At 48.8% G+C, this 13,640-nt stretch carries 17 protein-coding genes; 15 read left to right on the plus strand and 2 right to left on the minus strand.

Annotation, left to right across the window (positions count from 1 at the left end; all coding sequences use genetic code 11):
* Positions 1 to 90: 90 nt before the first annotated feature.
* The gene (locus tag NK662_RS09800; RefSeq protein ID WP_254758742.1) at positions 91 to 1,263 is read left to right on the plus strand and encodes a hypothetical protein; all 1,173 of its coding nucleotides are present in this window, start codon (positions 91 to 93) and stop codon (positions 1,261 to 1,263) included.
* An 82-nt stretch (positions 1,264 to 1,345) separates the two neighbouring features.
* The gene (locus NK662_RS09805) at positions 1,346 to 2,155 is read left to right on the plus strand and encodes a flagellin family protein (protein WP_254758743.1); all 810 of its coding nucleotides are present in this window, start codon (positions 1,346 to 1,348) and stop codon (positions 2,153 to 2,155) included.
* 4 nt (positions 2,156 to 2,159) lie between these two features.
* Here the strand turns inward: NK662_RS09805 and NK662_RS09810 are convergent, their stop codons facing one another.
* Positions 2,160 to 2,972, minus strand: a complete 813-nt coding sequence (locus NK662_RS09810) for a CheR family methyltransferase (RefSeq protein ID WP_254758744.1) — start codon at positions 2,970 to 2,972, stop codon at positions 2,160 to 2,162.
* Positions 2,973 to 2,985: 13 nt separating this feature from the next.
* A complete protein-coding gene (locus NK662_RS09815; RefSeq protein ID WP_254758745.1) occupies positions 2,986 to 3,486 on the minus strand; it encodes a flagellar motor switch protein FliG in 501 nt (166 codons plus the stop codon).
* Positions 3,487 to 3,754: 268 nt separating this feature from the next.
* On the opposite strand from NK662_RS09815, the gene NK662_RS09820 reads away from it, so the two are divergent.
* The 13 genes from NK662_RS09820 (at position 3,755) to NK662_RS09880 (ending at position 13,639) form a co-directional block, all read left to right on the plus strand.
* The gene (locus NK662_RS09820; protein WP_279664165.1) at positions 3,755 to 4,216 is read left to right on the plus strand and encodes a YaaR family protein; all 462 of its coding nucleotides are present in this window, start codon (positions 3,755 to 3,757) and stop codon (positions 4,214 to 4,216) included.
* A gap of 16 nt (positions 4,217 to 4,232) precedes the next feature.
* Positions 4,233 to 4,685, plus strand: coding sequence for a flagellar export chaperone FlgN (gene flgN, locus NK662_RS09825; RefSeq protein WP_254758746.1), 453 nt, complete (start codon positions 4,233 to 4,235; stop codon positions 4,683 to 4,685).
* A gap of 20 nt (positions 4,686 to 4,705) precedes the next feature.
* Positions 4,706 to 6,049: a flagellar hook-associated protein FlgK gene (gene flgK / locus NK662_RS09830; protein WP_254758747.1), complete on the plus strand. Its 1,344-nt coding sequence runs from the start codon at positions 4,706 to 4,708 to the stop codon at positions 6,047 to 6,049.
* A 20-nt stretch (positions 6,050 to 6,069) separates the two neighbouring features.
* On the plus strand, positions 6,070 to 6,939 hold the full coding sequence (locus tag NK662_RS09835) for a flagellar hook-associated protein 3 (protein ID WP_254758748.1): 870 nt from the start codon (positions 6,070 to 6,072) through the stop codon (positions 6,937 to 6,939).
* Between the two features lie 21 nt (positions 6,940 to 6,960).
* Complete coding sequence (locus tag NK662_RS09840; RefSeq protein WP_254758749.1) at positions 6,961 to 8,304, plus strand: flagellar hook-associated protein 2; 1,344 nt, start codon at positions 6,961 to 6,963, stop codon at positions 8,302 to 8,304.
* Positions 8,305 to 8,337: 33 nt separating this feature from the next.
* On the plus strand, positions 8,338 to 8,706 hold the full coding sequence (locus tag NK662_RS09845) for a flagellar export chaperone FliS (protein WP_254758750.1): 369 nt from the start codon (positions 8,338 to 8,340) through the stop codon (positions 8,704 to 8,706).
* The gene (locus tag NK662_RS09850) at positions 8,693 to 8,968 is read left to right on the plus strand and encodes a flagellar biosynthesis protein FlgG (protein WP_254758751.1); all 276 of its coding nucleotides are present in this window, start codon (positions 8,693 to 8,695) and stop codon (positions 8,966 to 8,968) included. The genes NK662_RS09845 and NK662_RS09850 overlap by 14 nt, the downstream gene beginning before the upstream one ends.
* Positions 8,969 to 9,198: 230 nt before the next feature.
* Positions 9,199 to 9,588 (plus strand): flagellar basal body rod protein FlgB, encoded by a 390-nt coding sequence (flgB, locus tag NK662_RS09855; RefSeq protein ID WP_254758752.1) that lies wholly within the window; start codon positions 9,199 to 9,201, stop codon positions 9,586 to 9,588.
* 26 nt (positions 9,589 to 9,614) lie between these two features.
* Positions 9,615 to 10,028, plus strand: coding sequence for a flagellar basal body rod protein FlgC (flgC, locus tag NK662_RS09860; protein ID WP_254758753.1), 414 nt, complete (start codon positions 9,615 to 9,617; stop codon positions 10,026 to 10,028).
* 29 nt (positions 10,029 to 10,057) lie between these two features.
* Positions 10,058 to 10,348, plus strand: a complete 291-nt coding sequence (gene fliE, locus NK662_RS09865) for a flagellar hook-basal body complex protein FliE (protein ID WP_254758754.1) — start codon at positions 10,058 to 10,060, stop codon at positions 10,346 to 10,348.
* Between the two features lie 18 nt (positions 10,349 to 10,366).
* Positions 10,367 to 11,935: a flagellar basal-body MS-ring/collar protein FliF gene (gene fliF, locus NK662_RS09870; RefSeq protein WP_254758755.1), complete on the plus strand. Its 1,569-nt coding sequence runs from the start codon at positions 10,367 to 10,369 to the stop codon at positions 11,933 to 11,935.
* A gap of 14 nt (positions 11,936 to 11,949) precedes the next feature.
* Positions 11,950 to 12,963 carry a flagellar motor switch protein FliG gene (fliG, locus tag NK662_RS09875; protein WP_254758756.1) on the plus strand — a complete coding sequence of 338 codons (1,014 nt, stop codon included), beginning with the start codon at positions 11,950 to 11,952 and terminating at the stop codon, positions 12,961 to 12,963.
* Complete coding sequence (locus NK662_RS09880; RefSeq protein ID WP_254758757.1) at positions 12,950 to 13,639, plus strand: FliH/SctL family protein; 690 nt, start codon at positions 12,950 to 12,952, stop codon at positions 13,637 to 13,639. Before fliG ends, NK662_RS09880 begins: the two co-directional genes overlap by 14 nt.
* The last annotated feature ends 1 nt before the right edge of the window (position 13,640 follow it).

Consider the following 13,640-nt stretch of genomic DNA (forward strand, 5'->3'; position numbering starts at 1 on the left):
ACATGTTGGAGGCTGCTGTTCAAAAGGAATGGTTTTGTTGTATGATCGTGATGTATGAATATAATATCCCATGTGGTCAGGAGGAGTTGGATGAAACGTTTACTTATGACTGTACTTGCTGCAAATGCTGCGGTAGTGCCGGTGGCGGCAGAAGAGCCGGGAACAGCTCCCTCTCCTGCTGACCAGCCCCCGGCTGATCAAGCAGAACAGCAGCCTGAGGTATCCATGGAGTTGAGTGTGCAGGCATCGCAGCAAACAGCGGAGGTTGGGGATACAGTGTCTCTTCTGCTGCGCCCGTTGGATTCGGTGGAGTCCACTGGCGATCTCTATGCGATGCTTCGTTCCCCGGACGCAAGCGCGACAGTGCAGGAGCGCTTTTTGCATTTTTCCTATGATGAACAGGAGCATGCCTGGAAGGCGGATTACACCGTCACAGCTTATGACCAGCCGGGAGAATGGACACTGGATGTATACGGCGGACACGCCTTGGAGGATGTGAAGGTGCTCCAGATCCACAACGAGGAGCCGCGCGTTGACACAGAGCCTCCTCAGCTGGTGGACCTGCTGCTCCCGGACAAGATGGAGGTCATGGAGGGCCGGACACTGCAGGCCAGTGAACTAAAGGTAAAGGCCAAGGACGAGGGCTCCGGCGTACGCAGTATTACAGTGGCGCTTGTCAATGAGGAGAGCATGGATACCGAGCGGACACTGCAGTTGCGCTGGCAGGAGGATAATACATGGACTGCCGATATCGCGGAGCATGAGACACTCCGTGCCGGTACGTATAAGATTGTATACACAATGGTGGATCACACAGGCAATGCAGTTCATGAAATTGCTAAGCAGCAGCTGCAGATCGTAAGCCGTGAGCCGCAGCCGAAGCCTTCCGAATTGTTACAACCAAAGCCGGAGACAAAGCCGTCTGAAAAAACGCATGTGCAGCCGAAGCCAGCTCAAATGCCGGTGAAAAAACCAGCCCAAACAGTGGCTGCAAAAAAAATGCCTGCAGCTGTAAAGGCGGTGCGGAAGCCGGCGGCAAAGACGTATTTTGTCAAAAAGGAACTATCAAACCCGGCTGCTGCCGTGCTGAAGTCAGCCCAAAAGGCACAGCAGAAGCATACTGCCGCTTCACAGCCAAAACAGTCGGTGCCGGCACAGCAGGAGAATAAACCATCTGCTTCTACGATGTTTGGCTATGTGGCGGGTGTATTTCTTCTCTTGTCTGTATTCAAGCATAATAAAGATTGGGCCCAAGAGAGCTGATCGGAAGTCAAGCACGAGTGTTGCTTGACTTTTTGCGCCATATGCAGGCGATAAAGGCAAAACAGGAGGGGAGAGGGATATCGTGAGAGTGGAGAAGAATGCGCCGGCTCTAAAAACAGAATATCCACCCAAGCAGCCGGAAGCCAGACCGGAACGAATGCAACTGACAGGATCAGGGGGACTATTGAAAGAAACGAAGCAACCAGGAAATCCAGTCCAGTTTGCTATCCACACGTATGTGCATAAGGAGAGCGGCCGTACAGGAGTAGTATTGCACAGCATCAAGGACAGCATTGCCCTGCTTCGGGAGGCGCAGCAAGCCACAAAGCTGATTGCCGGTATTTTAGGGAAAATGCATGAAATGCTGAAAAGTGGGAACTCGGACGCATTCGCCTGGGAGATGCTGGTGAAGAAGCTGCAGCAGGTGGCTGCAGAGACTCATTTTAAGGGGATTCATCTGTTGAATAAAAGTGCCCGGCACACTTCTTTGGAGCTTGGCAACCCGTCCCATCCATTGCAAGTGCAGCTTTTGGACGCAACAGCGGCAGGACTGGGAATTCATAAGGCGATGCAGCAGCACTCAGCAGAGCAGCTGGAGCGGATTTTGGAGCTTACCCGCAGCCAACTGCAGCAGCTTGTCGGCGCTGAGCAGATTATGCAATGCTATCAGGAAGGAAAGAACGGGCCGGCAGCATTTCTGCGGGCGCTGTACGAGACAGAAAGTGGGGCAGGCAAGCTGCTGCAGGATCTGCCGGCCCTCCGATCTGCTGCTGAATGGGCTGCCATGCTCATGCTGCAGCCTGAAAAAGGAAGGCAGGCATCCATCGCGGCTGCTGTTTTGGCGGGAGTGCTGCTGCTGATAGTTGCATATATCGCAGCCGGCTCTTATTAAAGCACTATAAAAAACGGTCGGCCATAGGCTGGCCGTTTTGCTGTTTTTGATAAAAGAATGTATCAGCCATGCGCAGGTGAAAGCGTTCCGGGTGGATGACCTGCTCCGTACTGCCGATGAAAAGTACCCCGCCCGGACGAAGTGCTTTGCTGAACTTTTCGTAAATCATTGCCTTCGCCTGTTCTGTAAAGTAAATGGTGACATTGCGGCAGACAATGAGGTCGTACGGACCTTGATACGGCTGCAACAGCAGATCATGCCGCTTGAAGGATACCGGACGCTTAAATTCTTCTTTCATGATATACAGACCGTCCTGTTTGACGAAGCAGGATTGCTTCACCTGTTCCGGAGCCTCGGTAAGGGCATGCTCGTCATATATGCCGCACTTCGCCTTCTGCAGGATGCCGGGATCCAAATCGGTTGCCAAGATCTCAAAACGGGATGGAGGCAGCAGGCGGGAGAGAATAATGGATAAGGTATAGGGCTCTTCTCCCGATGCGCAGGCTGCACTCCAAATCCGCAGCCTCCCCTGGTTTTGCGCCAACAGCAGCGGCAAAATTTTTGTCTCCAATACGTCCCACTTACTTTTGTTGCGAAAGAAGCCGGACACGTTGATGGTCAGTTGTTCAATGAACTCATCTAATAACCCGGATTGATCAGCAAGAGCCTTCAGAAAAGCAGTATGGTCCCTAAAGTGGCGCCGGACAAGGAATGCTTCTACACGTCGTTTCATCCGGTCTTGCTTATAGAGAGATAAATCGAGATGAAACCGGCTTTTCAACTGTTGGGTAAAGGCGGCATATTCATGTTCTGTCATCGTTGTGCCCCTCTCATTGTATGACTCGCAGTTTATCTGCAAGTCTGCGGTGTGTTTCCCCGGCATTTTCCCCGGGCAGCTCATAAATGACGGCATCAATGCCCATCTCTTTGGCTACATCGACCGGGATGACGGAGGTGTGGGAATCACCGTTATAGAAGCAAACGACAAGTTCGATACCGAGCAGAACAGACCGCAGGTAAGTGATATATTCTGACCGGTAGATCGAGGAGTGTGCATAGCCGAAGCTGACATAACGGGCCCCTTGCTCTTCCAAGTAGTGCACGATGCTTTGGAAGGAGGGGGAAAGGGTATGAATCGGCTGCAGGGAGTACATATGCAGCTGTGGCGCGAGATGGTCGCGCTGTACAAAGAAGCGGAGCACCTCCCGCTCAATATTTTTATAGCTCAATACATGCACCTGATGCTTCGGCGCATAGCGAAGCAAAAACTGTTCAATTTCGGTCTGGTCTGCTGCTGATAAATGGCTTGAGCCGCATACAAAAATATTCATTCGAACACTCCTATCAAGAATTGCCAGCTTTGCAAGAAATAACAGCTGTTAATTAGGCCTTTTCCTTGTACAATAAGAAGAGATATGTACGCTTCACTGTTAGATAGTGTAAGGAAAAGGCGAAGAATTATAAGGAAGCGGGCATGAAAAATGATTCCAATGCGGGTCTGCAGCCCGGCATATTGCAATTCAATCAGACATGCTATAATATAATTATAATCTATATATTTGTTTAATGTGAAATTATAATTTGAAAAGGGTGATGCATATGCTACGGACAGTTTCTTTGCAGCCCGCGTTCTTGCACGCAGCTCCCATCCAACAGCAGACACAAAAGGAACAGTCAGCCTCTTCATCCTTTCACCTTGGTTTGCAGTCAGAGCGAAAAACTGAGGGTGTAATGGAGAAAATGGGAAAGTTAGTAGAGAGCATCGGCAAGATTAAGGAGAAGATGGAGACAGACCTGACGCTCGACAACATCTCGGAGTACAAGAGCGCCGTCAAATCATTTCTCAACTTTTATGTGGACAATGTGCTGCAATATAAAGATGTGCATTCCCGCCATCCAAAGTATGGTTACGCACAAAAGATGACCATCATTGAACAAGTGGAGAACGGCCTCAAGGAAGCTGAAGACGTCTTGAGCCTTATTAATACAAAAACCGGACATCTCGAAATGCTGAATAAGATTGGGGAGATTCACGGACTCATCCTGGATCTCGTTCTATAGTGAGGAGGAAGCACTCATGTTTCAAGCACTTTCACGCGCTTTGGCCGATATACTGGCGTGCTATCAGGGAATTCATGAGAATGGCAAAAGCATTTACCGTTTGCTGCAGGAGCGGAAGCTGAAGGATGTGCAGCCCTTTAACTCAAAGCAGCTGCAGCAAATTCAGCAGCTGGGAAAGCTGCAGCAGGACCTTGAAGGAATTGTCGGCACCTACTGCAAAGAGCAGAACATCGGAGAGCTGAAAATCAGCCGGCTGCTGCCGCTTTTGGCGGAACGCGAGCAGGAATATATCCGGCAGCTGCAGGGGCAGATCCGGAGCGCGGAGGCGGATGCCAAGCGGATGCTGCTGCAAAATCAATATTACTTGGATATTCTGCTGAAGACAACAGAAGGCATTGTAGACTTTGTTTCGGATATGAATCGGGAGCGCGGCCATAATTCACAGCTGTTTATGGACGAACTGCTATAAGCGGGAGGAGGACAGGCAAGATGAAGCTGAGCGAATACAATACTTCATTGTCAGGCATGCTCGCGGCACAGCGGGCAATGGCGACAACAAAGCAGAACATCTCAAACCTGAATACAGAAGGCTACGTACGGCAGAAGGTGAACTTTCAAGAGGCGGGTCCCTCACAGGGAAGCATGCTGGCGCAGGACCCGGGATACGGCGTGCAGGTGCAAAGTATTGACCGCGTGACAGATGCCATGCTGACGCAGCAGTACAACAAGCAGCTGTCCCAATCTTCCTATTATGAATATAAGAGCAGCGGGCTGGCTCAAGCGGAGACCGCTTTTTCCGGAAGCGGCGGCTCCTCCCTGTCAGCCTTGACGGACGAAATGTTCCAAGGCTGGCATGAGCTGGCCAAGCATCCGAATGAGCAAGTGTATTATCAGCCTGTTCTATCCGCTGCGACAAAATGGACAAGCCAGCTCAATCGGATTACCGGCGATTTGAACACTGCAGAAGCGCAGGCAGCCCAGGATACAGAGGGCCAGGTGCAGGAATTCAATCGTTTGGCACAGCAGCTGGCAGCAGCCAATAAAGAAATTGGCAAAGCCGGCGCAAATGTGCCAAATGAACTTTTGGATAGAAGGGACAGCATTATTGCTTCCATGGCAAAGAATGCTCCCATTGAAGTGTCTTATGAATCGCAAAATCCAAATATATCAACAGTTAGAGTATCGGGTATTCTGGCTGTTTCCGATCAAGCCGTGTACCCGCTGCAGCTAAAGAATGAAGGAGGAGCAGGAAGCTTCTTCATTGGGTCCAGTGCGGTCAAGATTGACAGCGGTATGATTGGTGCGTCGGTAGATGTGCAAAAGCAGATAGCAGGATATCGGGAGAAATTGGACACGTATGCAAATGCCATCAACCAGAAGGTGAATACAATGCTGCATGATGATTATGCGGCGAAAAATGGAACAGAGCCTGCAACAGATGCTGACGGCACATATGTTACGGATTTCTTTAAAGGAGAAGGTGCCCGCAATCTTCGTGTCAACAATGACATGCCAAAGACAATTTCCGGCGATACACTGTCGCAGCTGGACCGGCTGTCCGGCGATGAGGTTGCAGATGGGTTGACTTATACGAATTATTTGGATGATGTGACCGTGCGTGTGGCAGCAGATGTAAACGAATCAGATTCCTTTAAGGATATTCATCAGGAGCTGATGACAAGCATCCAGACAAATAAAGCCGGTGTTGAGGGTGTCAACATGGATGAGGAAATGGTGAACTTGATGATGTACCAAAACTATTTTACCGCCAACTCCAAGGCAATCCAAACGATGAACCAAGTGTATGAGGCATTGTTTGGCATTATTTCATAACGAAAGGAGGTGCTTGAAGGATGAGGATTTCTACATTTCAGCATAACAATTGGACGAAAACAGAGCTGGGTAAAGTACAGGCGAAAACCGTGTACCACCAAGAGCAGGTGGCCAGCGGAAAGAAGAATATCCGAATGAGCGAGGCGCCGATCGCGGCAGGAAAGGGCATGGCGGTAAATCACTCTATTCGAAATCTTGAGCAGATGCAACAAGATCTTTCAGACGCGAAAGAGATTATGACCACGAAAGAAACAGCATTATCAGGCATTCAAAAAGCACTTGACCGGGTTAATTCGCTGGCACTGGATGCAGCAAATGGCACCAAGTCACCGGAAGACCGGCAGGCAATTGCCACTGAGGTTGACGGGCTGATTCAGCAAGTGGTTCATTTGGCCAATACTGAACAGGGCGGCCGTTTTCTGTTTGGCGGCAAAGATACTACGCAGCCGCCGTATGCGGCTGATGGCTCAAGCCAGAGTAAAGGGGAAGCGACATCCTGGCAGTTGGGCAGCAGCTACACAGTGAAGGTTACGGAGGACGCTGGCAATGTGTTCAGTCCCATGTTGAAGACACTGTCTGATTTATCGCAGACACTAAAGGACCCGGCGGCAGATGGCAGTTCTATAAAAGGGTTGATGGACCAAAATAGTAAAAGTATGGACAATGTGCTTAACATGCTTACAGAAACAGGATCCGTAATGAGCACCATGCAGTCCTTTGAGGACATTCTTGCGGAGCAAAAGGTGGGGCTGGAGGAGCGGCGTTCTTCCATTGAGGATGTGGACGTAATGGAGGCCGTATCTGATTTGTCGACAGCCAACGCTGCCTATCAGGCAACGCTGCAGGCTGTCAGCATGATGAATAAAATCAGCATCCTGAATTATATGTAATGAGGCAAGGGGGAGAGGAGCATGACGGCAACAGTTACCAGCATGGGCGGCAATAACCAGATATGGAACCTTGGCAATAATATGATTAATACGGCTGACTTGGTCAATCTTGAAATGCAGGCCTTGGAAACACGAAAAAGTCCGATGACAACACGGAAACAAAATATCACCAATGAGAAAAGCATATATGAGGGATTTAAAAAGGACTTCAGCAAGCTGGTACAGACCTTTAAGGATATGTCTTCATTTAAGGGCACAGACAAGCCAACCACCCTGTCACAAACAGGGTTTGTCAGTGCGGCGGCTTCCGCGGATGCAATAAGCGGCACCTTCAGCCTTACAGTTGACAAGCTGGCGGAGCGTCATCAAATTTCCGGCACAAAAAACGTTGCAGACCTGGATGCGGATCTTGGGGTTTCGGACCAGTTTACTCTGACCGTCGGTACAAAGAGCTACAGTATTCCCGTTACGCCGGACATGAGTGTCCGTGACCTCATCAATAATGTGAATAACGGCAATTACGGGGTCAGCATGTATACAGTCGGCAGCCGTGTATTTATGGCTGCGTCGGAAAGCGGTACAGCCAACACTATTTCGTTGACTGACGGGGCTTCCAACACACTCCGGGATACGCTCGGTTTATTGGCGGCAGACGGAACGGTCAACACAATGACAGCGGCGCAGGATGCAGCCTATACGGTAAATGGGGTGCCATTGACAAGCTCATCCAATACTGTGGAGAATGCGATTTCCGGCGTGACATTGAATTTGCAGCAGACTACAACCTCGCCTGTCCGGCTCGATGTCAGTAATTCCACAGATGCTGCAGCCACGAAGATGGTACAGGATATGGTAAGTACTTTTAATGATGCAGTCGGTATTCTTTCCAATTATGCCGGCGAGGGCTCTTATATGCAGGCAAGCACAGCAGCACTCAGCACCGGCAGAGCAATGTCCCAAATTGCTTCCTTTGAGTTGAACGGCCAACGGTTGTCTACCTTTGGAATCCAGACTGATAAAACAGGGAATCTCACCGTTGACAGTGCAAAGCTGGCGGCCGCATTTAAGCAAAATCCGGATGCGGCCAAGCAATTTTTCTTTGGTGCGTCCGGCCTCAGCAGCTATATGAACAAGCAGATGGACCCGGTGTTTGGTGATACCGGGATGGTTTCGGGCCGTGTACAATCGCTTGACGGCGAACTGAAAAAAGTGAACGATCAAATTGACAAAATTGATGCGTCAAACAAGGATAAGCAGGCCGCCATCATTGACAAGTATTCCAAATATGAGCAGCAGATGTCTGCATTGAATGTGCAACTGTCATACCTAAAGGCCATCACAAATCAGAAAAGCAGCGATGAGTAATGACTAACGATTGACTGCGAAGGAGAGAGCATGATGCAAGCATGGCAGCGTTATATGGAAAACAGCATCGCGACAAGCAACCCTATTAAGAATACGATTTATATATATGAAAGATGCATCGTGGAATTCCGGAAGCTTGAGGAACTGCTGAAGGAGCTGAAGATAAAAGAGGCAGATGAGATGCTTGAAAAAATGGAAAACATTTTTGAAGAGTTGAAGCTGCAGCTGAATCCAGATGTAGGTGAGCTATATGATGATTTAACAAAGCTATATGACTGGATTTTGGAGCGTGTCCATAAGATGAAGATCACTCGTCAGCCGGAGGACATGGATGCCGTCGTAGAGATTCTCAACAATTTAGCCGAGGGCTATCGCGGAGTACTTGCCAATGCCGGACAATAAGGAATGGTCTGCCTTCCTGGGCTGCTTTGGCACAGGATATGAGATCACTGTTTCCCAAGAAGAGCTGCAAGCGCGGATGGAGGCGTTGAATAAGTGGCTGATGTCACTGCCGGCAGAAGAGCGCAAGCAGGCAGCAGCTGATGCAGAGACACTTATCCTGAAGGTGCAGCGTCATATCAGGCAGCAACAGCAGATTCTGGAGGAAACGATTCTGTCAAATCATTCTCAGGCTTTCGCCAATATGAGGTATGGAAGGTTTTGAACAAAAGCGGACATTGTCCGCTTTTCTTGTTTATCACGATTTACCCGCACTGGACAATTCTTACTGAAGACAAAGCGCATAAAATGACGTACAATGTGAACTGTGCCGGACAGCATACAGATGCTGCCGCAGATGATAAAAGATATTCTCAAAAACTTTAAATCTAAATAGATAAATATAAAAATAGATGCTATAATGATGGGGGAAGATGGCGGAAAGGAGGAAATACAGTGAACAACTTTGTTGGGAACATGAGTAATTATATGACCTATTTAACGGCGCGCCGCAACGTGATTTCGAACAACGTTGCAAATGCGAATACACCTGGATATAAAGCGAAGGATGTTACCTTCATTCAGCAGCTTGAGGGAGATGCTCCGGCAGCTGCAGGCAGCAAAACTGCCTTTTACCAAACGAATCCGATGCACCTTCCGCCATCGCTGCAGGGCCGTTCAAGCTATGAAGTGGTTACCAAAAGCGGTTCTGCAAAGCAGGATGGCAACGGTGTAGATGTGACAAATGAAATGGTTGAACTGGTAAAGACGAATCAGCTTTACAGCATATCAATAAATGCTTTGAATACACAATTTACAATTGACCAGGCAGCACGAGGCAAGTAAGGACGTGACAGAAGGAGGCTGTGAACATGTTTGAGTCCATTAACACAAGTGGTTCCGGAATGACAGCAGCAAAGAAATGGATGGAGGTTACCTCCAATAACATTGTGAATATCAATACAACAGGCAGTCCCACTCAGGATCCGTACCGCCGGCGCAGCGTTGTAATGGGAGAGGCCGGCAGCTTTGACAGCATGCTGGCCAATCAGCGGGGCAGCGGCGTGAAGATTGAACGGATTGTAGAGGATCGCAGCGAGAAGCTGGTCTATGATCCGACCCATCCGCACGCGAATAAAGATGGATATGTCCGCTATCCAAACATTGATTTGACTGCTGAAATGACCAATGTTATGGTCGCGCAGAAAATGTACGAGGCGAACAGTTCTGTATTGAATGCGAATAAGAAAATGCTTGATAAAGATTTGGAGATTGGCCGAGGATAAAAATTTATAAACAGGAGCGTTGATGTGATATGCGTATTGACCAAATAAAATCTAACCCAATCTACAATGCTCCGCTCACGCCGGCTCCGCAGGCAGGGCAGAAGACGGAAGGGAAAGCCTTTATTGATTTGCTGGAGGGCATGGACACCACGCAGAACGGTGCGCAGAAGGCTGTGTACGATTTGCTGGTAAATGGCAAGGGAGATGCACATGAAGTACTGATTCAGCAGAAGAAAGCCGAGAGCCAAATGAAAACAGCAGCTGTCATCCGCGATAACCTGATTGAGGGATATAAGCAGCTGCTGAATACGCAACTATAAAAAGGGTGAACAGACTAAATGGAAAAGCTAAAGAGTTTGTTCCAGTCGTTGAAAACATGGCACAAGATGGTAATCGCGGCTGTCCTGTTGGCTGTTATTACAATTGTTTCACTGTACTACACGCTGCCTGGCAGCAATGTTGTTCTCTACAGTAATCTGACTGAGACAGACAAGCAGGATATTTTGACAGAGCTGTCCAAGCTCGGCGTAAAGTATGAAATCGATAAAAACGGGTCAATTACTGTGCCGCAGCAGGACGCATCCTGGGTGCGCAGTGATTTGACGGAGAAAGGTCTTCCGTCTTCGGGAGATGGGACGAGCGGTGATGATATTTTGCTCCAAAGCCCGCTTGGCACCAGTGAACAAGATAAAAAGATGCGTGAGATTGTCGGTATACGCAAGCAGCTGGAGACGGATATTGTCCGTAATCTGGATGGCATCCAAACAGCAAATGTTCAAATTAATCTTCCGGATAAAGGAAGCATCTTTGATGAACAGCAGCCAAAGGGCTCAGCCGCTGTTACCCTGGGAATCCGCAGTGGCACAGTTCTGACTGAAAACCAGGTCAAGGGCATTCAATATATGGTCAGCTCTGCTGTTTCCGGTGTGAAACCAGAGGAAGTAAGCGTCATTGACAGCAAAAAAGGCGTAATCTCTGCGAATGGAAACGATGGAAGCGCGGCTGGCACATCTGGTTATGAGAAAGAGCTGGCAATTCAGCAGCAAATGGAAGATAAGATGAAATCAGATATTGAAGATACACTGGTAAACATTTTCAATATTAACAATTTCCATGTCAATACAAAGGTCACAGTGAACTTTGATGAAATCCAAAGCCAGAGCGAGAAATATGGCGATAAGGGTGTGCTTCGCAGCAAGCAGGAGCAAAAGGACCGTTCTGTTGCGTTAGATGGTGCAACAACAGCGGCGCAGGCTGGTGTGAGCGCCAATGGCGATGTGCCGGGCTATAATGCTGATACTGCCAACGGCGACGGCAAGCGTGTGTATGACCAGAGCAATGACAACACAACAGAAAACTATGAAATTGATAAAACAGTCGAGACAGTCAAGAAGCATCCGGAGCTTGCCAACACAAACGTGGTTGTCTGGGTGGATGAAAAGACGTTAATGAAGCAAAACATTGACATCAATGCGTTCAAGCAAGCAATCGGCACAGCTGCCGGCTTAAAGCTTGACCAGACCGGCAACTTTGTGAACGGTCAAGTCAATATTATGCAGGTGCCATTCAGCGGAGCAAAGGCGAGCACGGCTAATAAAACGTCTGCCGCTGCGGCTGGAACAAACTGGTGGCTGATTGGCGGAATCGGTGCAGGTGTGCTTGCTGCTGCCGGTGCAGGAACATTCTTCTTATTCAGACGCAAAAAGAAACAGCAGGAAGAGCAAGAGGATTTGTTCGTAATCGAAGAGGAAAAGCCAGCATATGAAGAAGCGGCTGCCGCACAGCAGATGCCATTGCTGAAGGAACGCAATGAGCAGGATCTTACACTTGATGAGCAAGTCAAGAAGATTGCGAAGGATCATGTGGAAGAAACAGCCCGTGTGATGAAAAAATGGCTGAACGGATAAGTGAGGGGAGAATCATGGCAGAAAGCGCAGATAAGTTATCCGCAAAACAAAAGGCTGCGATTCTTGTTCGTGTCCTCGAAGAAGATGTCGCAACCAGGATCATTGATTTGTTGAACGAAGAGGAGCGGGAAACACTGATCAGAGAAATTGTGAAGCTCCGCGCCCATAAACCGGAAATGGTTGAGACAGTTATGTATCAATATTTGCATGAGCTGAATGAGCGGGAGCTGGTAATCAGCTCCCCGGATAAGCAATATATTCGCCGCCTCTTCCGCAATATGTCGGAGGACGAGATGGAGAAGATGCTTGAGGATCTGCCATATAACCGCGAGAACCCATTTGAGTTCTTGAATGAGTTGGCAGACCTGAACCCATTGCTGACCGTGTTGAATGAAGAATCACCGCAAACCATCGCCATCATTGCTTCTCATATTAAGCCGCAGCTGGCATCCCGTCTGATTGAGAAGCTGCCGGAAAATAAGATGATTGAAACAGTGATGCGCGTGGCGAAGCTTGAGCAGATTGATGCTGATTTGATTAATCAAATCGGTGATGTCCTGAAGGCGAAAATGAACACGATGTCGTTTGGTTCCACGAACAAAACAGATGGTCTCAAGACCATTGTAAATATCTTGAACAACGTATCCCGCGGTGTGGAGCGTACGTTGTTTGATCGTTTGGACCATGTCGACCAAGAGCTGTCGGAAAAAATTAAAGAGAATATGTTTGTCTTCGAAGACCTGCTTCGTCTTGACGACTTGGCGCTGCGCCGCGTACTCGAGGATATCAAGGACAACCTGTTGATTGCAAAAGCACTGAAGGTGGCAAAGGAAGAAATCAAAGAGAAGCTGTTTACCTGTATGTCCAGCAGCCGCCGCGATATGATCATCGAAGAGCTCGATACACTCGGACCGCTCAAGATGACAGATGCGGAGAAGGCGCAGCAGGCAATTACAAGTGCAGTCAAGCGTCTTGAGAAGGAAGGAAAAATTGTCATTCAGCGGGGTGAAGAGGATGTCCTTATCTAAAAGCAGAATTCTTAAGAATTCTGTTTCTTTTTCTAATGAGAGCTATCAGCTGACGTACAATAGCTTCAATGAAACGGGGCAGACAGAAGAGGCTGCGGAAATCAACCAAGGCTGGAGAGAGCTGGAGGCAGAGCGGGGACGGTTAGAACAAGAGAAGCAGCAGCTTCAGGAACTGCAGCAGCTGCTGGCCCGCCAGCAGGAAGAGCTGCAGCAGGAGTTCGCCCGGGTTATACAAATGAAGCAATCTGTTGAAGAACATGCCAAGCAGCGGGAGCAGGAGCTGGAAGCACAAAAACAAGAAATGCTGTATCAGTTTGCCGATGCGCTGTGGGACAATGCCCTGCAGCTGGCGGAAAAGGTTGTCGGACAGGCAATCGATACAAGACAGATTTCCATGTTGACCATGCTGAAGCGTACGGTGGAAACGCTGCCGGTTGCATTTGAGAAGCTGGTGATCACGGTGCATCCTGAAACGTACGAGTGGCTGAAGGGCGAGCAGGCAGAGACAAAGGAGTACTGGTTGCTTGAACTGGTGGAATGGAAGTTCGATTTTTCTCTGAAGCCCGGCGAATTCATTGTGGAAGAGCAGAAGGAATACTTTCAGTATCGTTTTAAGGAAATCTTTGAACGGCTGCGGGAGCAATGGCAAGATCAAAAAGACTTTGAGGAGCGATGAG

Source organism: Ectobacillus ponti (assembly GCF_024294785.1).
GTDB lineage: Bacteria > Bacillota > Bacilli > Bacillales > Bacillaceae_G > Ectobacillus > Ectobacillus ponti.

Bases quoted from the DNA above. Each gene is read 5' to 3' on its own strand.
- fliG (WP_254758756.1), top strand. From the start codon at position 11,950: ATGGCAGAAAGCGCAGATAAGTTATCCGCAAAACAAAAGGCTGCGATT.
- NK662_RS09835 (WP_254758748.1), top strand. From the start codon at position 6,070: ATGAGGATTTCTACATTTCAGCATAACAATTGGACGAAAACAGAGCTG.
- NK662_RS09820 (WP_279664165.1), top strand. From the start codon at position 3,755: ATGCTACGGACAGTTTCTTTGCAGCCCGCGTTCTTGCACGCAGCTCCC.
- NK662_RS09810 (WP_254758744.1), bottom strand. From the start codon at position 2,972: ATGACAGAACATGAATATGCCGCCTTTACCCAACAGTTGAAAAGCCGG.
- NK662_RS09815 (WP_254758745.1), bottom strand. From the start codon at position 3,486: ATGAATATTTTTGTATGCGGCTCAAGCCATTTATCAGCAGCAGACCAG.
- flgK (WP_254758747.1), top strand. From the start codon at position 4,706: ATGAAGCTGAGCGAATACAATACTTCATTGTCAGGCATGCTCGCGGCA.
- NK662_RS09845 (WP_254758750.1), top strand. From the start codon at position 8,338: ATGCAAGCATGGCAGCGTTATATGGAAAACAGCATCGCGACAAGCAAC.
- NK662_RS09850 (WP_254758751.1), top strand. From the start codon at position 8,693: ATGCCGGACAATAAGGAATGGTCTGCCTTCCTGGGCTGCTTTGGCACA.
- flgC (WP_254758753.1), top strand. From the start codon at position 9,615: ATGTTTGAGTCCATTAACACAAGTGGTTCCGGAATGACAGCAGCAAAG.
- NK662_RS09800 (WP_254758742.1), top strand. From the start codon at position 91: ATGAAACGTTTACTTATGACTGTACTTGCTGCAAATGCTGCGGTAGTG.
- flgN (WP_254758746.1), top strand. From the start codon at position 4,233: ATGTTTCAAGCACTTTCACGCGCTTTGGCCGATATACTGGCGTGCTAT.
- fliE (WP_254758754.1), top strand. From the start codon at position 10,058: ATGCGTATTGACCAAATAAAATCTAACCCAATCTACAATGCTCCGCTC.
- NK662_RS09840 (WP_254758749.1), top strand. From the start codon at position 6,961: ATGACGGCAACAGTTACCAGCATGGGCGGCAATAACCAGATATGGAAC.
- NK662_RS09880 (WP_254758757.1), top strand. From the start codon at position 12,950: ATGTCCTTATCTAAAAGCAGAATTCTTAAGAATTCTGTTTCTTTTTCT.
- fliF (WP_254758755.1), top strand. From the start codon at position 10,367: ATGGAAAAGCTAAAGAGTTTGTTCCAGTCGTTGAAAACATGGCACAAG.